Origin of the sequence: Dorea sp. AGR2135, assembly GCF_000420885.1 — a bacterium.
In the GTDB taxonomy this organism is placed as follows: Bacteria; Bacillota; Clostridia; order Lachnospirales; family Lachnospiraceae; genus Dorea; species Dorea formicigenerans.
The window spans coordinates 26909-49469 of the sequence record NZ_ATVU01000018.1; the positions used below are offsets into that span (position 1 = coordinate 26909).

The 22561-nt window shown below is 44.1% G+C and carries 27 protein-coding genes; 15 read left to right on the forward strand and 12 right to left on the reverse strand.

Annotation, left to right across the window (positions count from 1 at the left end; genetic code table 11):
- Window positions 1-61 precede the first annotated feature (61 nt).
- The 6 genes from G593_RS0111715 to G593_RS0111740 all read left to right on the forward strand — a co-directional run bounded on the left by G593_RS0111715 (window position 62) and on the right by G593_RS0111740 (window position 3912).
- Window positions 62-544: a hypothetical protein gene (locus G593_RS0111715; RefSeq protein ID WP_015542949.1), complete on the forward strand. Its 483-nt coding sequence runs from the start codon at window positions 62-64 to the stop codon at window positions 542-544.
- 181 nt (window positions 545-725) lie between these two features.
- Window positions 726-1343 carry a DUF6088 family protein gene (locus tag G593_RS0111720; RefSeq protein ID WP_029731797.1) on the forward strand — a complete coding sequence of 206 codons (618 nt, stop codon included), beginning with the start codon at window positions 726-728 and terminating at the stop codon, window positions 1341-1343.
- Entirely contained in the window at window positions 1340-2338 is a 999-nt protein-coding gene (locus G593_RS0111725) for a nucleotidyl transferase AbiEii/AbiGii toxin family protein (RefSeq protein WP_029731798.1), read from the forward strand. Before G593_RS0111720 ends, G593_RS0111725 begins: the two co-directional genes overlap by 4 nt.
- Before the next feature lie 83 nt (window positions 2339-2421).
- Window positions 2422-2739, forward strand: a complete 318-nt coding sequence (locus G593_RS0111730) for a hypothetical protein (protein ID WP_029731799.1) — start codon at window positions 2422-2424, stop codon at window positions 2737-2739.
- Window positions 2735-3502 (forward strand): FAD-dependent thymidylate synthase, encoded by a 768-nt coding sequence (locus G593_RS0111735; RefSeq protein ID WP_255348530.1) that lies wholly within the window; start codon window positions 2735-2737, stop codon window positions 3500-3502. Before G593_RS0111730 ends, G593_RS0111735 begins: the two co-directional genes overlap by 5 nt.
- A complete protein-coding gene (locus G593_RS0111740) occupies window positions 3499-3912 on the forward strand; it encodes a dUTP diphosphatase (protein ID WP_029731801.1) in 414 nt (137 codons plus the stop codon). The genes G593_RS0111735 and G593_RS0111740 overlap by 4 nt, the downstream gene beginning before the upstream one ends.
- 119 nt (window positions 3913-4031) lie before the next feature.
- On the opposite strand, the gene G593_RS0111745 is transcribed toward G593_RS0111740, so the two are convergent.
- On the reverse strand, window positions 4032-4346 hold the full coding sequence (locus G593_RS0111745; protein ID WP_005361112.1) for a helix-turn-helix domain-containing protein: 315 nt from the start codon (window positions 4344-4346) through the stop codon (window positions 4032-4034).
- A gap of 149 nt (window positions 4347-4495) precedes the next feature.
- On the opposite strand from G593_RS0111745, the gene G593_RS0111750 reads away from it, so the two are divergent.
- The 8 genes from G593_RS0111750 (at window position 4496) to G593_RS0111785 (ending at window position 10845) form a co-directional block, all read left to right on the forward strand.
- Window positions 4496-5005 (forward strand): SLOG family protein, encoded by a 510-nt coding sequence (locus G593_RS0111750; protein ID WP_029731802.1) that lies wholly within the window; start codon window positions 4496-4498, stop codon window positions 5003-5005.
- Between the two features lie 65 nt (window positions 5006-5070).
- Window positions 5071-5226, forward strand: coding sequence for a DUF3789 domain-containing protein (locus tag G593_RS20840; RefSeq protein ID WP_081646540.1), 156 nt, complete (start codon window positions 5071-5073; stop codon window positions 5224-5226).
- A complete protein-coding gene (locus G593_RS0111760; RefSeq protein WP_029731803.1) occupies window positions 5223-6242 on the forward strand; it encodes a DUF5688 family protein in 1020 nt (339 codons plus the stop codon). The genes G593_RS20840 and G593_RS0111760 overlap by 4 nt, the downstream gene beginning before the upstream one ends.
- A gap of 20 nt (window positions 6243-6262) precedes the next feature.
- Window positions 6263-8371, forward strand: coding sequence for a DNA topoisomerase 3 (locus G593_RS0111765; RefSeq protein ID WP_029731804.1), 2109 nt, complete (start codon window positions 6263-6265; stop codon window positions 8369-8371).
- On the forward strand, window positions 8368-8751 hold the full coding sequence (locus tag G593_RS0111770; RefSeq protein ID WP_029731805.1) for a hypothetical protein: 384 nt from the start codon (window positions 8368-8370) through the stop codon (window positions 8749-8751). Before G593_RS0111765 ends, G593_RS0111770 begins: the two co-directional genes overlap by 4 nt.
- Before the next feature lie 5 nt (window positions 8752-8756).
- A complete protein-coding gene (locus tag G593_RS0111775) occupies window positions 8757-9125 on the forward strand; it encodes a cysteine-rich VLP protein (RefSeq protein ID WP_029731806.1) in 369 nt (122 codons plus the stop codon).
- Between the two features lie 192 nt (window positions 9126-9317).
- On the forward strand, window positions 9318-9911 hold the full coding sequence (locus tag G593_RS0111780) for a hypothetical protein (RefSeq protein ID WP_442852375.1): 594 nt from the start codon (window positions 9318-9320) through the stop codon (window positions 9909-9911).
- A gap of 13 nt (window positions 9912-9924) precedes the next feature.
- Entirely contained in the window at window positions 9925-10845 is a 921-nt protein-coding gene (locus tag G593_RS0111785; RefSeq protein WP_029731808.1) for a DUF4316 domain-containing protein, read from the forward strand.
- 413 nt (window positions 10846-11258) lie between these two features.
- On the opposite strand, the gene G593_RS0111795 is transcribed toward G593_RS0111785, so the two are convergent.
- From G593_RS0111795 to G593_RS0111840, 9 genes are all read right to left on the reverse strand, one after another.
- Window positions 11259-11486, reverse strand: a complete 228-nt coding sequence (locus G593_RS0111795) for a helix-turn-helix domain-containing protein (RefSeq protein ID WP_005337954.1) — start codon at window positions 11484-11486, stop codon at window positions 11259-11261.
- Between the two features lie 150 nt (window positions 11487-11636).
- On the reverse strand, window positions 11637-12158 hold the full coding sequence (locus G593_RS0111800; protein ID WP_029731809.1) for a type II toxin-antitoxin system PemK/MazF family toxin: 522 nt from the start codon (window positions 12156-12158) through the stop codon (window positions 11637-11639).
- Window positions 12159-12749: 591 nt separating this feature from the next.
- Window positions 12750-13220 carry an RNA polymerase sigma factor gene (locus G593_RS0111805; RefSeq protein ID WP_029731810.1) on the reverse strand — a complete coding sequence of 157 codons (471 nt, stop codon included), beginning with the start codon at window positions 13218-13220 and terminating at the stop codon, window positions 12750-12752.
- A 554-nt stretch (window positions 13221-13774) separates the two neighbouring features.
- Window positions 13775-14575, reverse strand: a complete 801-nt coding sequence (locus tag G593_RS0111815) for an ABC transporter permease subunit (protein WP_081646541.1) — start codon at window positions 14573-14575, stop codon at window positions 13775-13777.
- 45 nt (window positions 14576-14620) lie between these two features.
- Window positions 14621-15535, reverse strand: coding sequence for an ATP-binding cassette domain-containing protein (locus G593_RS0111820; RefSeq protein ID WP_029731812.1), 915 nt, complete (start codon window positions 15533-15535; stop codon window positions 14621-14623).
- A 178-nt stretch (window positions 15536-15713) separates the two neighbouring features.
- Window positions 15714-17678, reverse strand: a complete 1965-nt coding sequence (locus G593_RS0111825) for an ABC transporter permease (RefSeq protein WP_242827084.1) — start codon at window positions 17676-17678, stop codon at window positions 15714-15716.
- A complete protein-coding gene (locus G593_RS0111830) occupies window positions 17566-17976 on the reverse strand; it encodes a DUF6075 family protein (RefSeq protein WP_242827085.1) in 411 nt (136 codons plus the stop codon). The genes G593_RS0111825 and G593_RS0111830 overlap by 113 nt, the downstream gene beginning before the upstream one ends.
- An 89-nt stretch (window positions 17977-18065) precedes the next feature.
- Window positions 18066-20405 carry a VirB4-like conjugal transfer ATPase, CD1110 family gene (locus G593_RS0111835; protein WP_029731815.1) on the reverse strand — a complete coding sequence of 780 codons (2340 nt, stop codon included), beginning with the start codon at window positions 20403-20405 and terminating at the stop codon, window positions 18066-18068.
- Complete coding sequence (locus tag G593_RS0111840) at window positions 20386-20778, reverse strand: PrgI family protein (protein ID WP_029731816.1); 393 nt, start codon at window positions 20776-20778, stop codon at window positions 20386-20388. The genes G593_RS0111835 and G593_RS0111840 overlap by 20 nt, the downstream gene beginning before the upstream one ends.
- Before the next feature lie 81 nt (window positions 20779-20859).
- On the opposite strand from G593_RS0111840, the gene G593_RS0111845 reads away from it, so the two are divergent.
- Window positions 20860-21240: a hypothetical protein gene (locus G593_RS0111845; RefSeq protein WP_029731817.1), complete on the forward strand. Its 381-nt coding sequence runs from the start codon at window positions 20860-20862 to the stop codon at window positions 21238-21240.
- A 28-nt stretch (window positions 21241-21268) separates the two neighbouring features.
- Here G593_RS0111845 and G593_RS0111850 read toward each other — a convergent pair whose 3' ends face one another.
- Complete coding sequence (locus tag G593_RS0111850) at window positions 21269-22105, reverse strand: hypothetical protein (RefSeq protein WP_005342520.1); 837 nt, start codon at window positions 22103-22105, stop codon at window positions 21269-21271.
- An 85-nt stretch (window positions 22106-22190) separates the two neighbouring features.
- Window positions 22191-22547, reverse strand: a complete 357-nt coding sequence (locus G593_RS0111855; RefSeq protein ID WP_029731818.1) for a hypothetical protein — start codon at window positions 22545-22547, stop codon at window positions 22191-22193.
- Window positions 22548-22561 lie beyond the last annotated feature (14 nt).

Here is a 22561-nt window from a genome sequence, read left to right on the forward strand (position 1 = left end):
TTTTAGACGGTGCGGGGGCAAAAGCTCCCGCACCTGCTGTTTACAAGGAGGATTTTATTTTATGGTAAATACCATGATTTCCATTCCTGGCTATGTCCATCTTTACCGCTCGCTTTTGCGGTTTTACGACATGCCGGAAAATGAAGTCCGGGAAATGCTCTATCTTCTGAATACGGCAAACCTGGACTGCTACGAGTATTATCACCCGGACCGCAGTGTGATCCAGAGCGGACCGGTCGCTTTTTGCGGATGGTTGGAAACGAAAGACTGCCGCCCTTACCGCACAGAGGTACAGCTTTACAAATCGCTGCTGTTTTTGAAGCGCAGCATTGACCGTGACCTAATCGTATCAGCTCAGAGGGAGGCTCTGCAAACCCTGCGCTGTATTATCTCTAATTTGGAATACCGTTTTTATAAAGCCTATGGTATGGAGATCGAGGACAAACGCACGGTCTATGGAGAATGTACCTACCGTCTGGTTCCCAGGGAGGATGAACCCAGCGTGTGCCTGATGCACGACTGGATCTACCTGCCAACTGCCTGATGTCACGAATAATATATAAAATATGTGACATATATGAAAACTGTACTGCCTTTCAAAATTTTTGATTTTTGATGTATAAATCAGATTTTTAATGGGAACATTCAAAATAAGAGGAATAGGACCTATTGCAATCATGTCACGAATAATATATAATATTCGTGACATGAAGGGAGGCGGTATTGTGGACAACGGATATACAAAACGAATACGGGAGCGTGTTCTTTCTCTTGAAGATGGAACTATTTTTGTAATGTCTGATTTTGCGGATATTGCAGATACATCCACTATTCGTCAAAGTTTAAGCCGTTTAGTGCAATCGGGAACATTGCGCCGTATTTTGAAAGGAGTTTATGAAAAACCAAAATATAGCAAACTTCTGGATGAATATGTGGCGGCAGACCCGGAAGCGGTGGCGAACGCATTGGCACGAAGTTATCACTGGACGATTGCCCCATGTGGGAATACAGCATTGAACCTGTTAGGTCTTTCAACACAGGTAACAGCAGTATGGTCCTATATCAGCGATGGTCCATATAAGACCTACGAGTGGAACTCTACAAAGCTGGAATTTAAGCACCGGACCAATAAGGAGATTACCGGATTGTCCTATATGACAAGTTTGGTTATACAGGCATTAAAAACGCTTGGCAGATCGAATGTTACGCCAGAAGTCATACAGATGCTTTCCGAAAAACTGACAGATAAGGATAAACAGGCTTGTTTGAAGGAAGCAACCGAGTCTACGGATTGGGTTTACGATACGATACGGCAGATTTGTGGAGGTGAAAAGATACAATGAGAAATATAGCAAGACTTTCAGATAACGACCGCAGGGAGCTGTTCAGAAATACAGCAGATAAAATGGGGCTGAATGATGCCATCGTGGAAAAAGACTTTTGGGTATGTTTTACGCTGGATTATTTATTTCACCGCTCACCATGGAAAGAGTCCATCACCTTTAAGGGTGGTACCAGCCTTTCAAAAGCCTTTCACCTGATCAGCCGGTTTTCAGAAGATATTGATTTGATTTTGGACTGGCGTGTATTAGGATATGGCAAAGATGAACCATGGGAGAAACGTTCCAATACAAAACAGGATGCTTTTAACAAAGAATCCAATGCGCGTGCGGAGGTATTTCTGTCCGAAACATTCTGCCCGGCAGTCAAAGCCGGCTTATCCCAGGAAATCGGTTGTGAAGCAAATGTCTACATAGATGAAAAGGATAAACAGACGGTCATTTTCGCCTATCCGCACCTTTTTACGAATACGGCGACTTTACAGGTGATCCGTTTAGAGATTGGTGCGCTGGCAGCGTGGACTCCTGCAAAAACAGCGCTGATCGAACCATACGCGGCAAAATATTATCCGAAGATTTTTGAGCAAAAAGAAACCGCAATCCTTACCGTTGCCCCGGAACGGACCTTCTGGGAAAAAGCCACAATCCTACACCATGAAGCGAACAGACCGGAACATTTGGAAATGCCGCAGCGGTATTCCAGACATTATTATGATCTCTACCGCATGGCTGCAACACCGGTCAAAGAAGCTGCTTTTTCCAGGCTGGATCTCCTGAAGAAAGTTGTAGATTTCAAAATGATATTCTATCCCAGAGCATGGGCGAAGTACCCGGAGGCTGTGCCGGGCACATTAAAATTACTCCCGCCGGAATACCGGTTCGCAGCATTGGAAGCGGACTATAACTCTATGCAGGATATGTTGTATGGAGATGTTCCGACATTTGAGACAGTCATAGCAGCGGTCCGGGAACTGGAAAAAGAGATCAATACACTATAAACAATTACATATCCGTTTATTTGCCGGCTATTCTAAGATGCTTTAGAATAGCCGGTTTCTTGTTTTCAAAGGAGGGATGCTATATTACGCAAAATGAAGTCAATGCCGTTTTTGACGAACAGGTACGGCTTTGCGCTGATACCTTGAAACGGAAAACCAAAGAATACACCGGGGATGACCCGGACCGGCTGGGAGCATTTAAGGCAGCGGCAGCTTTACAGCATACAACGCCCCAGCGTGCCCTTGCCGGTATGCTGGCAAAGCATATTGTTTCTCTGTACGATATGTGCTTTGCCGAGGAAGCGGTTTATCCGATGGACACATGGGATGAAAAGATCACAGACAGTCTTAACTATCTGTTCTTACTGAAAGCGATTGTAAAGGAGGGACATACCAATTAAACGAATCGAAGTAAAAATTTTGAACTGCCAGGCGGTGGCGGAAGCAGAAAAAAACATGGTCTTTGCGGCAAGGCTTACCCAACAGGGACATAAGATTGCCTCAATGGACGACCTGATGGAGCTCTACGAAAAATCATTCAGCGTTCAGACAGTAGCAGCTATGGGGGCGCTTCCCCATCCTACCATCCAGAAATTTGCGGTGATCACGGTAGCCATTGTCGGCGCCAGCAGGCGTTTTCTGGCGCAGATCACCCGCCACCAGAACGAAGTAAAATTTATGAGTGCATCGCTGCAGTACAGCAACTATACGGGACAGGCGGATTTCGCTGTCCCGTATTCTATTATGACGGCTCCGGCAGTGGTACGGGAATTGTACTTAAAAAGCTGTCATGAAAGCATGAAATGTTATGAAGCCCTGTGCACTGCCGGAAGCGGGCACGATGCGGCCGGCTATGCCACGCCCCAGGGATTACGAAATGTACTGCTCATCAGCGCCACCCCTTATCAGTGGAAACATATCATCGGCCAGCGGGTATGCCGAAGAAATACAGATGAAACAAGGATCGTGCTGTTAAAGGTCTGGAAAGAACTTTATGACCTAAGCCCTGCCTTGTTTGCCCCGTCACTGACCGGGCCTTTCTGTCAGTTGGATCGATGTCTGGAAGGGAAAATGACCTGCGGGCGAAAACTGCAGGCAGATATGACGCCGGAGGATATTTTAGAAAAAGATTATCCCGCTCTTTGGGAAGGAGGCTGCCGATGAAAATAAAACTGATCGACTTTGGCGTACCGGAGCACCAGCGTCCTTACCGTCCGCATGGCAATGATGCCGGAGCGGATGTTTATCTGCCCCATGACTGTACCTTACAGCCCGGAGAAGTCGCCAAAATTCCTCTCGGTTTTGGACTGGAAATACCGGATGGATATGCAGGATATATCTTTCCCCGTACCAGCATGGCGGTAAAAGGTCTGGTCTGTGAACTTCCGCCTGTGGATTCCGGCTACCGTGGAGAGATCCATGCGATCATCAGCAATGTAAGCAATCAGGCGCAGTCTCTTTTTAAGGGAGTCCGTATCGGGCAGCTTGTGATCACGCCAATCGTCATTGCGGATTTTGTAACCGATCTGGGAACAGAACGAGGAACCGGCAGCTTTGGCAGTACCGGCGAATAGAAAAAGGCTGTTTGGAGAACAGTTTTTGAATACTTATCGGTATAGGGAGCGGATATTTCGAGAACATTATAAAATATAATAAAGAAAGTCACGAAAAAAGCGGCCATTACCGTGACCGCTTACTTTCTGCTATTGAGTTCTTTCATAATACCGAGGATATATTGCATGGATTGAGGATCAAGCTGTCTTGCCTCTGCAATGAATTCCTTCAAGGTTTCCGGGTAGGTATTTCCTTCATCAAAGAATTCCTGCGGAGTCACACCCAGATATTCGCAGATGTAGAAAAAAGACTGCATAGCGGGAAGTGACTTTTTATTCTCAATATTATTGATGTAGTTGTTTGCCTGACCTAACGATAACGACATATCGCGTGCGGAAACTCCTTTCTGTGTCCGCAGCTTCGCTAATCGTTCCGGGACAAAATCTTCATACATCGCCTTCACCTCCCATTCTGTAATAGATTGTACCTTACACCACTTTATTATCCGCAAATAGAAAAAGGGTATTATCGTTGACTTGCTAAATAAAATCTATTACTATGTGAAAAGTGAAGAATTTTACCTATCAGATGGAGGGATGACCGATGAAAGGAAAGACTTGCTGTGTTACCGGACACAGGGATTTGCCGCAGAATGAGATTAACAAAATAAAAGCCGCTTTGGAACATGGGATCGATGCTGCCGTTACAGATGGATTCACCTGTTTTATGAGTGGCTTTGCAGATGGCGTGGATCAGTATTTTGCAGAGCTGGTGTTGGAAAGAAAGCAGACCAATCCGGCGCTGGAGCTGATCGCAGTGATTCCTTACCGCAAGCGTCTGGACAGCCTGAATAAGAAAACAAGAACCCGTGAACTGCTGGAGGCTTGTGCGGATGTTGTTGTCATACAGGAAAAATATCTCCCAAGTGTCTACTCCCACAGAAACCGCTATATGGTGGAGCACTCCGACCGAGTGATCGCTGTATATGACGGACGGGAAACCGGCGGTACGGCAAAGACGATCCGCTTCACCCATCGGATGAAGAAGGAACTGCGGGAAATCCCGGTTGGAGAGATCGTCCTGCCGGATCATTTGAAACCAAAAACAAAATAGATACCTGTTGATGCGCTCACTTTGAAGTGGGCGTTTTTCTTTACCCATTTTTAGGAGGAATGCTTATGTGGAACCTGATTTCACATTTCCTTACTTTTGCCGGAGGAATGGCTTCCGGTGTTATGCTGATGTGTCTTATGCAAGTCGGAAAAGAGAACACGGAACATTCCGAAACCAAACACAACGCAGATCTGACGGACAAAAAGGAGGACAACGATTGAATCAGAATTTTGTAGAATATGTAAAAAGCCATATCAAGGAATACCTGCCTATGGAATACCAGAACGCAGTAATTTCCGTCAATGAAGTAACAAAAAGCAACGACCGGATGCTGACCGGACTGACGATCCTTTTACCCGGAGAACGGGCTGCACCAACAATCTATTTGGAAGCACTCGCCGAGCAGGTGGAACGCGGGATGCCTTTAGATACTGCCATGAAACAGATTGCACAGATCCAGTTGGAAAATTATAACCGGGTTCCGCTGGACATCTCTATGCTGGAAAACTATGAGGCGGTCCGTCCTATGCTGGCGGTACAGATGTGCGATCCAGAAACGAATCAGGAATATCTGAAAGGAAAGCCTTATACTTCCTGCGGGGAGCTGGCGGCTTATTACAGGATTCAGGTTGCGGCAGATGAGGAAGGAACTGCTTCTGTTGCTGTTACCGAAAGCATGATGCAGATGTGGGGTATCACAAAAGAACAGCTTCATAAAGATGCGGTGCAGGCCGCAAATGCCAGAAGTCCTGTCTGCCTTTATGACATGGAAGAAGTCATGGCAGAAAGTATCTTCTCTGTAAAACCTGAAAACCTCTTTAACCGGGAAGAACCGCTGGACATAGGTTTTGTACCCATTTATATCCTGACAAATCAGGAAAAATTAAACGGTGCGTCTGTATCAGTACAGGAAGGTGTTCTGGAAAAAGTGGGCGGATTGCTTGGCACCAATTTTTATGTCCTTCCTTCATCGATCCACGAGCTGCTGATTTTGCCGGATAATGGTTCCATGCAGCTTTCCGAATTGGAAGCTATGGTACGGGAGGTCAATGCTACCCAGGTAGCCCCGGAGGACCGCCTTTCGGATAAAGTCCAGTATTATGACCGTGAGACAAAGCTGCTGCAGCGTGGACAGGAAAAAAGCGTTTTAGGACGGCTCTCGGATAAAAAAGCACAGATTCAGCAGGCAGATCACGCAATACCGAAGCAGCCCAACCGCAGTGAAGTAAGTTTGTAAGAAATGGAGGTTACAAAAATATGAAACTTGTGATTGCAGAAAAGCCCTCTGTTGCTATGTCACTGGCAGCAGTATTAGGCGCAACAGAAAGAAAAGATGGTTATCTCGAAGGTTCCGGCTATCTGGTGAGCTGGTGCGTGGGACATCTTTTGGAACTGGCACAGCCAGAGGCTTACAAAGAACAGTATGCCAAATGGCGGTATGAGGACCTTCCGATCCTACCGGAAAACTGGAAATATGAAGTTCCAAAGGATAAGAAAACGCAGCTTGCTCTTTTGTGCCGGCTGATGAAGGACAAACGGGTTGATTCCGTGGTATGCGCTACGGATGCCGGGCGTGAAGGAGAACTGATCTTCCGTCTGGTCTATGAATATGCCGGATGTAATAAGCCTATGGAACGCCTTTGGATTTCCAGTATGGAGGATGCGGCGATCCGTGAGGGTTTTGACCATCTCCGTCCCGGCAGTGATTACGATAAGCTCTATGATGCGGCAGTATGCCGGGCAGGAGCCGACTGGATGATTGGGATCAATGCCACCCGGCTTTTTTCTGTCCTGTATGGTGTCACACTAAATGTCGGCCGTGTTATGTCACCGACGCTGGCACTTTTGGTACAGCGTGAGTCGGATATTGAATCCTTCATCAGCAAGCCTTTTTATGTGCCGGAGATCACCTGCGGAGGTTTTACTGCTTCCGGCGAAAAAATGACGGAACGATCCGAGGCTGAAAAAATCCGTATGGACTGTGACCACAACTCCGCTTTTGTGCGTTCTGTGGAAAAGCAGGTAAAAACCATACAGCCTCCCCGCCTTTATGACCTTACAACTCTGCAAAGGGAATGTAACCGTATTTATGGCTATACGGCTCAACAGACACTTGATTATGTGCAATCTCTCTATGAAAAGAAGCTGGCAACCTATCCGAGAACGGACAGCCAGTATTTAACGAAGGACATGCAGGCAACCGCCGCTTCCCTGATCCTGTGGCTGCGTGACAAGATGCCCTTTGGAAAAGGCTGCGCCGGAGAGCCGGACATTGACCGGGTAACAGATGACAGCAATGTGACCGACCACCATGCCATCATCCCAACTGTGGAGATTGCAAGGACAGACCTGTCAGAGCTTCCTTCCGGGGAACGGGATGTGCTTACCCTGCTTGCCGTCAGACTGCTTTGTGCCACAACGCAGGCAAACCGGTTTGAAGCGGTCACCGCTATATTGGACTGCCGGGGATATACTTTTACGGCAAAAGGAAAGACCATCTTACAGTCTGGTTGGAAAGAGGTGGAACGGATTCACCGTATGAGTATCAGGCAGAATGAAACGGAACACAGCGAAAACGAAGATGCCGCTCTCCCTGTATTGAAGGAAGGACAGACTTTTGAAACTGTATCAGCAAGTCTCCGTGAAGGGAAAACTTCACCGCCGAAACATTATACGGAGGACACACTGCTGTCCGCTATGGAAACGGCCGGTGCGGAAGATATGCCGGACGATGCCGAGCGTAAAGGATTGGGGACTCCGGCTACCCGTGCGGCAACACTGGAAAAGCTGGTTTCTGCCGGATTTGTACAGCGAAAGAAAAAGCAGCTCATTCCTACCGAAAAAGGAAGGAACCTGATCGCAGTCCTGCCGGACAATATCAAATCTCCCATCTTAACTGCAGAATGGGAATCTATGCTGAAACAAGTGGAACATGGCGAACTGTCGGCAACGTCTTTTATGGATCAGATTGCAGATATGAGCCGGACGCTGGTAAAAGAACATACTGCCCCGGAGGAACGTTTTGCGGATCTGTTCCCTTCTTCCAAAGGAACTGTGCATGAAGCCGTGGGGGTATGTCCTCGCTGTGGCGCCCCGGTATATGAAGGAAAGAAAGGTTTTTTCTGCGACAACAGGGAATGCTCTTTTGCTCTTTGGAAAGATAACCGTTTCTTTTCCAGCAAGAAAAAATCCATCACAAAGTCTGTGGCAGCGGCTCTTTTGAAAGAGGGCCGTATTTCTATGTCCGGGCTTTACAGTGAAAAAACAGGAAAGACCTATGATGCGGAAGTGATCCTGGATGATACCGGCGGTAAATATGTGAATTTCAAGCTGGAATTTCCCATAAAGAAAGGCAGGCGTAAATGAGTGATCGAAAAACCTTTGAATATGGCGGTTATCACTTCACGCCCATACGAAAATTTCACAAAAAAGAAGGCGACTTTTTCGCCATATCGAAACGGCTGGCAAGTGACCCCAACTTAGGGCTGTGTACCTATCAGGATTGGCAAAAAGCACCTTATGATTACAAAGGCTTTTATACCGTTGCAACCGACAAAGAATGTGATGTTTTCCGCTGCGAAGAAAACGGCTTATTATATGTGCCTGGAAAAAACGAACTTTTTATTTACCATGAACCGAAACAGAAAAAGCGGAACTCTATCGCCGATGCCCTTTCACAGCCCAGGAATGTTACTGATACAACCGGAATTTCCAGCGGCCGGAAAAGCAGTGTCCCGGAAAGGTAGGCGTTATGGCAGAGAGAGAATTGAACCGCTCGGAGCGGGCTGCGATCCGAAAGCTGGTTACGGAGCTTTGCGCCAACTATGACTCCCAGGATAAGATCTGCCTTCCTCTGGACAGCTCTTGCTATATGCTGAATAAATGGTGGATCGGCGCTTATTGCAGGTACTTTGAAAAAGCGGTGCTGCCGGTGGATGCAGCACTGGAATCAGCCATTACCGGCGAGGACACCTCCATGAGACAGAAAATATGTCCTGTGTGTGGAAAAGTGTATCTTCCTATAACCAGCCAAGCATATTGTTCTGATGCCTGCCGGATCTATGCAAGACGGAAATCCGAGCGGGAACGCAAACGTAGGAAGCGGCAAAACCAACCATGATATGTCCGCAACTTAGCCCCAAAAGTCCTTGATTTTCAAGGGCTTTTTGTACCTGTTTTTAAGGGAGCTGTATAAGAATACTCCGGTGCTTTGAAATAAGGTTAAGTTGCGGACAAAACATATATTTTAACAAAAACGATAGGAGGCGATTTTTTGAATATCAACACGATTACTGCAGAGGACCTTCGCCGTATGTCAGATAAGGAAGGACTGATTTTACAGGGCTGTGGCGGGGATCTGACAGAGTGGGTGGACGGGATCAATGAAATGCTGACAAATGCAGGCATATTGAAAGATGGCAGTCAGTTTGAGAATGTGTCTGCTTTTCAGCACGGCGAACTGACCTGTTTGCTTTACCCGTTTGATGATGTGAAACTGGATATAGGAAAACTTGCCCTGTGGCGTTTACAGACCCATGAAGTCTATGGCGGCACATGGCTGTCGGACTTTGTGCCGAATTATTTAGGCGGATTTATAGAAACACCGGAAGCGTTGGCAGATAAACCGGATTGTCCACTGATCGGAGCAGATGGGAACATTTTTAATCTGCTGGGTATTGCTTCCCGTACTTTGCGGGAGCATGGTCTGAAAGAACAGGCAAAAGAAATGTCTGATCGGGTATTTGCTTCCGGCAGTTATGGAGAAGCGCTCTGTATCATTGGCGAATATGTCAACATCACAGATTCCGAACCGGAGCATAAGAATTCTCTCCGTCAGCAGCTAAAAGCAACAAAACCGGCAGACCCGGTAAAAAAGCAACAAACTTCCAAACAGCAGGAACGATAAGGAGGGATGCGGAATGGAAAAGAAACTGACCTATGGTGTATGGGCAGTACGAAGCAGCACTTCTATTTTCGGACCGGCACAAAGCTGGTGCAAGGAAAATGGAAAACCGTTGGAGTTTGATACCAAAGCTGATGCTGAAAACTATGCAAAGGAAACCAACGAGCATACGACAGCAAATGTCCGATACTATGTGAAAGAAAAAGAACCGGAACCCGGTGCTGTTCGGAAAGGAACATCTCAACCGGAGCTGGATGCGCGCAGCCATGAAGAAGTGACACCAAGAAATGATGCAGCGGAAAAACAAAACGAGATTCCGGGCAGACAGATTCCTTCTCAAACAGATCCGTTGGTAGAAATCCGCTCTGCGGTTCATAGTAATTACGTGGGTATGGTCGCTATGCTGGGTGCGGACAACCGTGTGTATTTGGGGCGTGAGGAACGCTGCCATTACCAGGATATGCAGCCATCTTACTATGACAATCAGGACGGTTCCCTGTGTTTTGTCTGTGATCAGCCCGACATGTATTATTTTCTTTATGGAGAAGGCTGGGCGCATACCCAGACGGAAATGCTGGAACGAGGGCTTACCCTGCGCCAGTATGAAGAATTTGCGAGACTGCAAAATGGCGTCCTTGCACAGTTTACCACCCAAAGAGAAATCCTGTTTGCCGGACAGCCGTTTCAGGCGCCGGAAAGTTATCTTCGCAATGCGGAACTTTATGAGGAAGGACAAACCGGTAACTACAATATGCTGGATGGCAGGCTGAACAACGAACCTCCTGTGCGCCCGGATCTGACAGATGGACAGACGGATGAAGAAATCCGGGAGCTGGTGCCGGAAACAAAGCCGTCTTTGATGGATCGTCTGAAAGCAGACAAACCGGAACATGAAGCAAGGCAGATGATCCCTCTTGTGCCGGAAAGGGAACGCTGATGGCCGGGGTAAGATTTGAGGATGTAGATCTTCTGGGTGCTCTTTCCCGTATCGTAGATCTTCATACCCAACATTATAAAGAGGACTTAACGTATATGCTCCAACCATCCTCGTGGTTGTCTCAATTCTCGGACTGAAAATATTTTCAAACCAATATTCCAGATAATCTCCAAGCATTACATCTGTCTTTTGCATTTTTGCAATCTGGAGATCTCTCTGCTTCTTCTGGTATCTTTTTTCATATTCCCAGTAACTTTTCTCTGCTTCTTCCGGCGTTTCAAAGCCACCTTTTTTCCCATATTTTGTCGTCAGATCGTCCTGCAGCTCTTTGGTTCTGTGATACCATGATTTTCCTTCAAAAAAGACAACTCTCTTTTCCTTTGACATTGTCTCCTGCTGCGTTTCTTTCTGTTTCATTCTGCTCTCACTCTTTCTCTCTCCTCGTCTCCATTCAGCCACTTATCAAAAGAATTGCATGGGATACGATACGATCTGCCAATCTTCAACACCCGGAATGGTTTTCTGTCATAATAAACATTTTCTATAAATTCATATGCCTTGGAGCGTCCTAGCCCAAGCAAATTTTGAACATCTTCTACTTTATATACTTTCTTTTCCATTTCATTCTCTATCATTGCCATGACGTTATCCTCCTCGTCCTAATCTTTGCGCTTTACTACCGGTAGTTTTTAGCTGTGTAACATCTAAAAACGGTACACCACTAAGATATCCATTTTCGTCTACATCGTCCAATGTGCGAATTTTCAAATCGCACACTTGACTTTTACGTGTTACTTGTTCTTTCTTCCTATATAATAGTCGTACCCATTCCGGACATTGCAGAACATACATAATTCCTTATATCGCTGCTCCGGATTCACCCGCCGGATATAATGTCCCGGCACCTCATAAAAATTGCCTGCACATACTCTACGCAAGCTCACGACTAACGGTTTTTCAATTATCTTCGGTATCCCGGTACTTCTTCGGATTGCTTTATTGATTTTCTCCATTTCAGTACGATCTAAGGTACACACATAATTTTCCAACCGTCTTTTATCTAAAGTTCTAAGCTGCTCCAACAGCACTACAGAATCCTTTTCCAAACCTTCCATTTCCGGGACTGCAATGTGTGTCGGCAGTTTCATTTTTTCTTTACTAGTAATTGCTGCCACGATCACTGTCGGACTGTATTTATTTCCTATATTATTCTGAATCACCAGCACCGGACGATAACCGCCCTGTTCACTTCCAAATACAGGATCGAGGTCGGCGTGATAAATATCCCCACGCCTGACGTTTCTATCTTCCATCTTTGCTTTATCTCCTCTCGACTTTCTAACTGTTGTTATCCCTAAATATGTAAAATACAAGCCTATTTGTCCGCGACGTCCCGACTTGTAATTGGGAAATCATCAGACGGCTGACTGCTAATCAGCTCCACAGGATTTTATTTAAAATAAATATATGGGATTGGGATTTTTCCTCTCCAGGGATCTCCTGAAGCTGCCCTCACTTGTTGCGGCATCAAAGAAATATTTTGTATACACGACTTTATGACCGGACAGGAGTATCATTATGCCTGTTGTCTGTCATCGCCCTGTCAGAAGCAATCTGACAATTATAACCAAATATTTTTCGCTCAACAGTCTGGACAATACAACCTGAAACCAAAAGGAAGTATACGGGTGGGATTTCGCTGTCTTTACCCAGCCTGTGTCATAGCGTATCTGTTAATGTGACTTACGCTCATCACGATAACAACAGGAATGTGCCTGATGAATGTATATGAATTTGTCAAGGTTCGTCCTGCTCCCCAGTTTTTGTGATAAAAGAAGAAACAGGCGGATCAGAATATTTCTCTTTCCACCTGTTTCCTCACTTAAATGCTATTTTTCAACCCACTATCTCAAAATCTTTTTCAAATTTCTGATTGCTGCTTTTACAGACTTTGCTACCATCTGAAAAGAGCATCCTTCTTCCTGTGCAATCTGCTCATAATTCTTATCTTCAAAATAATACTTCATCAATCGTCTTCTCTGAATTTCCGACAACTGCTGGATTGCACTATGTAACCGTTCCGTGTCCAGTTTATTCAGAACCGTATCCTCTACACTTTCTTCTTTCTGAAATATCCGTTCATATAAACTGGAATCCCAGATTTCTGACTGTTCCAAATGCCTGTCCACAATATTCATATGCGACACGTCCTGCAATTCAAACGTATTAAAAGCCTCATATACATTCTTTCCTATTTCCAAATCCTTGTACTCTTTTTCACCATTGCGAAATGAAACATAATATTTTCCGTCCTTCTCATAGATTTCATATGGGTTGTATTTATCTTTTCTTCTTTTGGACTGTCTGCCTTCCATGTCCTTTCCTCCAATCTGAATTTTTTTGAATTCAGATCAGTAGGCGGGGCACGACATCGACATATTGTCCGAGTATTTTCTAAAAATTGGAAACAAAAAACGCCAGATTTCCGCGATGGAAAACTGGCGCGCCAAGAACAGCCACTATTATACTGAATTGCATGGAACGATAGTGCCGATGCAATGGTATACTTGCCCGGAGGAGGAGTAATGCTTTTTTTAACTGATGTAGATCATGTGAGCTTTGAAAAAGCAAACGAGACACGACAAAATAACCTCCAATCGGCTACCGTGTCCCTGCAAGTCGTCATAGGTTTGTGTAAACGCAAAGAAACGGCGGCTCTGAAAATCAAAGCCGCCGTTTTAAATGAGCGTGTCAAATTGTCTGCTCTACGACGGCTTTTTTTCTTTTGCCGTCGTCCGGCAGGTTGTTTCTTTTTCGCTTATCTTAACAAGCAATTCTCACAGAAATGTCACTGACATTCTCTGTTTCGACAAAATAATGGGTTGAAATCTCACTAACCTGTGAGATTTGAAAATTTATTGCCTTTTCTTCATCGAATTTCTTTTTTCTGAAACAGGGCAATTCCCAAAACAGAAGTTAGAAATGTCACCAACAGAGAATATCCCATCCATCTGTAAGGGGCCTTTGCTATGCTTTCATCCGTCATTCCCTCTGTGTCAAACGCATCTGCAAGTTGGATGGCCTGTCCAGAGGGTAGCAGATCGCTAAGAACTTCAAGAACAATCCGTGGTGTACCTTCAATGTATTGAGGGTTCGGAAGCTGTTCAACTTGTGTAGGGATACCCATTTCATTGACAGTCACATAGTTATCGTATAGTTTTGGTTCTCCAAGTTTCTGATGGATAAAAGAACCGGATACCAGTAGAACCAAAGCCAGTATCATACTCACAACTACATTGCCTGCCTTATTTGTATTCAGGATAGCAAGTAGCGTCATAATGCTGGCGAAGGTTATAGAAATCATAAGACTGCTTATCATGCACAGAAAAATTGTAGCTGTTTCTGTTATCAGTTCACCGCCATTCATGTTTCCTATTACAAAAACTCCAACGGTATAGGACAGCGAAATCAATACACTGGCAATCGCACACACAATAAGATTTGCTAAGTAAATCCGTATTCGAGAATGGCCGACTATTATCTTATTGCGAATTGTACCATCGCTGTACTCGGAACCAATAAACAGGCTCGTAAAGATTGCAGATATAAGCCCCATCAGTGGTAAGCACTCAAAAAGGCATCTATCTAGCACAAATCCTATACGAGCCTCCGAAGCTATATTTAATGCAGTATACACTCCGTATGCAAACATACAAAGCACAAAAACCAAAATATAACTTTTTTCAGCATACGAATAAATGTTGATACCAACAGTCTACTCATGGCTAACACCTCCGATTAAATCAACATAGTAGCTTTCCAGATTTTCTTCCTGTTCCTGAATGGACAGCAGATCACAATGGTACTTCTCCAGGACAGATGTAAGCTGGGAAATATTTAATCTGTGATAAATCTCTGTCACATTGGGAGCAGGCATTTTGTAAGGTTGGCCTGTCTGCTTCAAAACGGCGGCCAACGCTTTGCCATCTGTTACTTCAATTCGGATAGACTTGCGGAACGAGTTTTCCAAATCATCCGCACTGATTTCTTTAATCATCTTTCCGTTGTCGATAAAGCCGTAATGCGTAGCAAGACGGGACAGCTCATCGAGAATGTGGCTGGATACCAAAATAGTAATACCATACTGCTGATTGAGGTTCAAAAGAAGCTGCCGCATTTCAATGATGCCCTGCGGGTCGAGTCCGTTGATTGGCTCGTCTAACACCAAAAACCTTGGATTTCCCACAAGAGCAATCGCAATTCCTAATCGCTGCCTCATACCTAAGCTAAAATTCTTTGCCTTTTTCCTGCCGGTACCCTCCAAGCCCACCATCTTCAGAAGTTGAGGAATGGTATCGAATGATCGTAGTCCCAACACACGATACTGTTCCTTTAAGTTTCCGGTGGCCGACATATCCAGATAGATAGCCGGTGTTTCAATCACGGCCCCCATTTCTTTTCTTGCGTTCAGGATTTCGTGTTTTCGGCTGCTAATTCCATATAGGGAATAATCCCCGAAAGTAGCTTCTTGCAGTCCGCAAATTATCCGAAGCAAGGTTGTTTTGCCAGCACCATTTTTTCCTACTAATCCATAGATAACCCCCTGCGGAATGTGTATGGAAAAATTGTCTAATGCTTTATGGTGGCCGTAAATCTTCGTCAAATTCTCGGCTTTGAGAATATAATCCAAAATATTACCCCCTTTTGATGATACTCGCTGTGTGCGAGTTTCTTTGTCTTATAGCATCATAAAATAGAAACCTCACAGAAATGTCACCGTCAGCCCCATTTTGTCGGCTAAAAATTCACATTTTTGTGACATTTGAAAACGGCCACCCTTTCGGATGACCGTTTCGTGTCTGCGTATTTTATTCAGCAATGCGTAGCCGCTCTACCACCGTTTTTTGTGCCATTTTGTTATAGCAAACCAAAGGAACAATGGCTGTAATGAGGATCAGAGGGATAATACAGAGAAATACCGGAAGCAGAGTAAAATGCCATGTAAAATAGGTTAATTCTGCACCCATCATCCGAACCACCGTTAGACTTGCTATAACGGAAAGTATCAGAGAACCTAAAAGGCCCAAGATAGAATAACCAATCCCTTCATATATCAACATTTGCTTAACCTGCCGTCCTGTCATACCTACCGATTGCAGCATTGCAATTTCTCTGTACCGAGACAAGATAGACGTTGTTATGGAGTTAATAAAGTTCAGTATACCGATCAGAGCCAATATCGCACAAAGAGCACCGCCCACAAGACGGTACATATTGATCATCCCGTCAAAGGTCTGCCGTAGGGTCACTTTTGAAAGATAATCCAAAGCAGTGTCCGTATTCGTAGTGTAATTTTTCAGCCAGTTTTCTGTGGCAAGCTGGTGTTCTTCATCCACATTGAAGATTGTTTTCATGGCCGGCTGGTCAGCGGATACCATATTTCCCAAAAGTTCATTGGTTGGGAAAATATAGTCCAATCCCATGTCTACCTGCAAAGGAGTTTGTAATGCGCTTGGAATACTTACCACAGCCAGCACATCATACACTTTATTTGTACCATCAAGCTGTGTCACGCTAATTTGATCGCCCGGTTTATACAAGCAAAGAGACCCATCACCCATCATTCGCAATGGAGTTACATACACGCCGGTTCCGGCTTTCCACTGTTCCGTGTTTAGTTCACCGTCTAACACCTGTACATATTCTGCCGAAAAATCATCCAAGCCATATACATTCACACCATGTTCCTGTCGAACCCTATAATTTTCCAGTTCATTTGCAATATCACTGGAAGAAGCAGAGAGTTCCTGTAATCGGGCGAGGTCGTTTTCAGAAAGCGGCTGTTTGGAAGTCCATAAGTAGATATTTCCTATATCTTCAAGACCATTCAAACTTTCTGTCTGGCTAATAAAATCTTGGCTTACATTCGCTGTGTTATATGGCGCATAATTGTTGATTACTGTTGTATCGGAAACTGTAAAATCTGTAAGGCTGAAATCAGCCACAAACTTATCAAAGTCAAAGGAGGTCACATAGGTATAAACGCTATTCAAGAGAACAATACTAAGGGCAAAAGACAAAGTAACGATCATTACTTTTTTCTTGTTTCGAGTCAGATTGTTCTTTGCCATCATCATTGTGCTGATATGCTTACTGCGCCGCTGCTTTTTCTTTCCACCAGTCTGTTCAATATAGTGCAGTGCCTCCATCGGAGAAACTTTAGCCGCCAATATCGCAGGTTTTTGACAGCTAATGAAAACTGTAATTGCGGAAAAGAAAATCGCTACCAAAAAGATCAATGGATTTACCGTAGTAACGATCCTTATATCATCAGTTAGCATATTTACAATCGCAGGCAGCAACAACCGACCAATCGGCCATCCCAACAATAGTCCAATAGGAATACCCATAATAGATAGCTTAATTGCTTTTCTATAAACGATTTTCCTTATTTGTCTTGCGGTGGTTCCCAGTGTTTTCAACATTCCATAAAACCGAATATCCTGCGCGATAGAAATATAAAACACATTGTAGATTAGAAGATAACCTGCGATAAAGATAACCGCAATACCGGCCACAAGGGGCAGCATGGAAGAAAGATTGACCGTTGCCATTCCGTAAGCGTCGTTAATACTTACCCGTTCATCTAAACCGTATTCGGAAGTCACATCTAATGCCTGCTTTTCAATATTCCATGCCGTAGGCATCATCATAACAGCATCAATATAACCGGTTCCCACAGGTGGGGTTGTTCCGTCCGTTTCCCCGTGGATGACCGGAGCTACCTGTTCCGTATATGCTTTGGATAATAGCATTGTTTGACGGTACGCCACAGCATCCCCATGGGGTAGACAGACTTTCTTCTCCCTTCTCCACATATCCATTCCATAAGTTAAAAGCCAGTCTCGTCAATCGTGCCGATCCGCCTGTTTGCCACCCTTCATGCAGTGCTTCCGGTTTAATCAAACGCTCCTTAAAATCAAACATGCGGTCTACATGGTTTCTGGTATCTTCGGAAATTCCCACACAATAAAAAAATGAACTGTAATAACTGTCGTGCTTTCCGCATTTTGCTAACATCTGATAAAAAAATTTTTCGTGTTCCTTTGATGAAAATCTGATTTCTGACATAGTTGCCTCCTTTTCCGGCACTAAAAAAACGCCACAAATTGTGACGATTTCCAGTGCCTTGCTTTTCATTATTCAAAATATTTTTAATTTTACATTCTTCCCCGGTTGATACTGTCCTCTCCCGGCTTTGTGGTCATCAGTTTATACAACCTTGTATTGGTTGGGAATCTATTGACGAACGGTACAAGCGAACTTCCGTATTTCACCAGACCACAACCGGCATCTGCATTTGTGATATATCCCATCTGTTCTGCGGAGATATTCAGAAGTGTCGCCAACTTTGCTCTGTCCGGCTCTGCCTGATTAAGCATCACGATATACTCACTGTTGGAAATCATCGTACTTGCAAGAACAGAATCTAACAGATATTCCACGTTCTGAGTGATTGCTGTCGGGAATGCATTACGCTTACGAAATCTTCGCCATGCAGAGTTAAAAAATGCTCCGGAATACTCATTTTCAAATACTACATGAAACTCGTCTAAGAAAATATGGGTTCGCTTTCCCTGTTTCCAGTTCTCCGTTACCCGGTTCAACATTGCATCAGTGATAACCAGAAGTCCCATGGTCTTTAGCTGCTTTCCTAAATCCAGAATGTCGTATACCATGATACGGTTATTCACATCAACATTACTTTCATGTGCAAATGCGTCCAGACTTCCATTTGTAAATAATTCTGATACCAGTGCCAGATCCTGTGCTTCCGGTTCTTCCTGTTCTAAGAATTTTTCACGCAACACCCGCAAAGTCGGCACTGCTCCGCCACGCTGATATTCCTCATAGACTTCCCCTACACATCGGTCAATAATGGAACGTTCCTTTGCATTGATTCCTTTTTTATCCAACTGTTCAAACAGAGATAAGATAAACTGTGACTTCTCAATCACTGGATCACCGCCATCTCCATATCCGTCTACCATATCCATTGCATTGATATGGTCCCGGCTTCCTGCAGCAATGCGAACCACTTCTCCGCCCATTGCTTCAACCAAAGATGCATACTCTCGCTCTGGATCACAAATCAATATATCGTCCTGCGTTGCCAGTGCCAGAAATACAATCTGCATTTTTGCATTAAAGGATTTTCCACTTCCCGGCACACCTAAAAGGAATGAATTTGGATTTAACAGTTTTTCTTTATTACACATAATTAAATTATGGGAGATTGCATTTTCTCCACAATAGATACCACCTGCGTCCATAATCTCCTGCACCCGGAATGGCATCAACACTGCTACACTCTCCGAAGTCAGTGTACGGACTGCTGGAATCTTCCGGTGTCCGATGGGTAGTGCTGTATTCAGTCCGTCCATCTGCTGAAATTTCAGAACCGAAAACTGGCATAACTTTTTCCGTCCGATTGTCAGAAGTGTTTCCGTATCTGCGTCAAGCTGTTTTTTCGATTCCGCGGTATGCACCATAGTCAGTATACCGAACATCATACGCTGATCACGTGTGGTCAGGTCGTCCATGAATTCTTTGCTTTCTTTTCTCTGCTGTTCCAAATCATAAGGAATCACTGCGGAAAAGTTATTGTTGGCATTCTGCCGTCTCTGCCAGTTCGTGATATTTGTCTCCACACCAAGCAGACGTTTTTCCACTTCCTGTACTGCTTCATCAGTCGGAACCGGAATCACATCAATGCTCAACATCAGATTCCGATTCATGTCGGTCAGTTCTGCTATCATATCGTCTTTGATGTAAGAAGCATATTCCCGAAGAAAAAGTACCCTTCCATAACGATCTCCCATGCGGAAATAATCTTTTTCAAATTCAAAGGTATCCGGACAGATATAATCTTTGAAGCTGTGTCCTTTTCTCATATTCTCCTGAATATCAAAATGGAAACCAGATTCTTCTCCTGTACGGTAAAAATCATGCAGAATCCGTAACTTATCTTCTCCATTTATCTCTACACATTTGGAACCCAATCTTGCAAAATGACTGTTCAGCTCTGTTGTCACTCGTGCAAAATACGTTCTGGCTTCTTCGATTGTTTTCTTATAGCAGGATACTGTCACATATTTTTCCTGCACCATGCTGTTGGAACTGGTTGCCTTATCTAAAAGCATATTGTTGTACTCTTTCCGATATAAATCCAGTCCGTCCTCCTGCATCGGAATCAGAATTGCTTTTTCAAAATCCACCTTATTCAAGCGGCGATTATTGATCGTTATTTTTGTTGTTCCACCGCAATCGAAAGAATTTAATAAATCCATATATTCCAGGAACATGGTTTCCTTATCTACTTTGCTTGCCACCGCATAGTTGATATCCGTAAATTTATAAGTACGTGCAAATTTATTTCTCCCGATTTTAAATATCCCATCAGACCAGATAGTCTCGATGGGAATTACCTGCTGTACGCTTCTTGGAATTACAAATTTTTCTTTATCCTGCTTGAAAATATTACTCAGCGTTTTTATCATTCTTCTTGCGTCCCTCCTTCTTCAGACTTTCTTTCTCATATTTTTTAATGATTGGTTCTACCGCATCAAAATAAAGATTTTCTGACCGGAACACCAGTTTTTTCGGCATCAGGATTTCTGATTTTATCCATGCCCAGATAAACTGCTCCGCTGTCATTCCATGATATTTTACAAACCCGAACACTACACATGGGGCAACTCCCAGTACACAAATCCAACTCACTGTTTCCATACTCATGTATGGGTGAAGCAAAAAATAAAGCCCAACGGCAATCCCGCAGGCTAATCCTGAAAAGATAAACTGTCTCAGGGACAATCCGAAAAAGATTGCCTCTGTGTAATCCCTGATTTCCTTGTTAATTTTTACTTCCAAAACGATACACCTCCAAATCGCACATTTGTTATATTTTTCCTGTTCTGTTACACTTTGGGTAAATGAAAGGGGGACTGACCTATGCCAATCACTGTTATGATTTCACTTGTTGTTACCGTTGCTCTATTCCTGATTTCTCTGCTGTTTCGGATTGCTGCCAGATTAAATCTGACCTTACCGCTGTTATACTTCCTTGCTGTTTCCACGATTCTGAATCCATGGGCAGCAAGCCATGAGAAACTAGCATTTGCAATCCTCTATCTGCTGACTGCCTTTTCTGTTCTTAGCTGGATTTCTGCTCTACGACGCAAGTGGCAGGAACATCAATACTACAAAGCTATGAAAGACGATATGTCCTTCCAGATTTCTCGTGCCAGACAGAGAGGGATTCCTTTAGATTCTGTTCATTTTGATTCTCAGGGGAATATGCGGTATAATAACAGCAACAACATTGTAGAATAAATTTTAAGGATGCTTTCGGGCGTCCTTTTTACAATCCCATCATTTCCCGTACTACCCTGTCTGACATCTTCACTGCTCCGACCAGTACAAGCATATTGAAAATCAATTCTCCAATATAGCTCCACACCATAGTGACTGCAGCTGCATCTGGATCGACTACTGGCGGTGATGATGCAAATAATGAAAAAATAATGCAGGCAAGTACCACGATTGCTCCCTCCAAACACACTGCTGCGTATGATTTCAAAAAACTTCTTCCGATATTCTGGCTCGGCTCTCCTGCGAAGGAAGATAACGGAATCGGTGCAATGGCAGTATAAAGGTACAATCGAAAAAATCTTCCATATACACTCATAATCATAATGAAACTCAACACTGTAATAAACAGTCCGCCTATTAACGTTACTGCCCATAGTGGGATACTTTCAAAAAATCCACAATCTTCTACCGCTTCTATGATTTCGTCCGGTAAAACAGTATCTTCCGTACTTCCAAATCCTGCGGTCTGCATGATCGTACTGGTCACTCCTTGTATGATGTTGAATAATGCCATCATCAGCTCCAGTCCATACGTGACTACGCCTTTTGCAATCGCAAAACGTATAAATATTTTTAATGCATGTTCCGGTCTTTTTACCTCTGTAAAACTTCCACAAGTCTTGACCACTCCAACTACAAAGAAAAGCACTAACAAAGCATAGCCGATTGCCTGCAACGCTCCATGAATCTGCACAATCACCTGCCAGATACCGCCACCCTTAAAGTTTTCCGGTGACTGTGTGAGTATCTGCCAGATTTCCGCAAGTTTACTGTTCCAGGTATCCAAGGCATTTTGCAAGTTCTGTACTACCCAGTTATCTGACACGTTCTAAACACCTCCTGTCTTAGTCGGAACGGTGCGGCTCCATGTGGACCTGCACCGTCCCATTTCTTTTATTTTTCTATTCTTCTTAACCCGTAATCAAATTCAGGATTTCTTTTGCAAATGTAATGATTACACCACCTGCTAATGTTAAGAATCCATTGGCTCGCTGACTTGGATCGTGAGATTTCAGTGATAAACCAACCTGTACAATTCCAAACCCTAATAAAATCATTCCAATTGCACGGATTAGTCCAAAGATAAAGTTTGAAAGGTTATTAATAACGGTCAGCGGATCGTCCGCTGCAAATACGGTACTTGCTCCTGCTGTCATAATCAGTATCATTGCACTATACACTGCCATAGCACGTTTCATTTTCGCTGTCATTGGCAGCTTCTCTGTTCGCTTTTTTTCATCTTGCTTCTTTCCCATTTTTAACTTCATTTTTGATAGCCTCC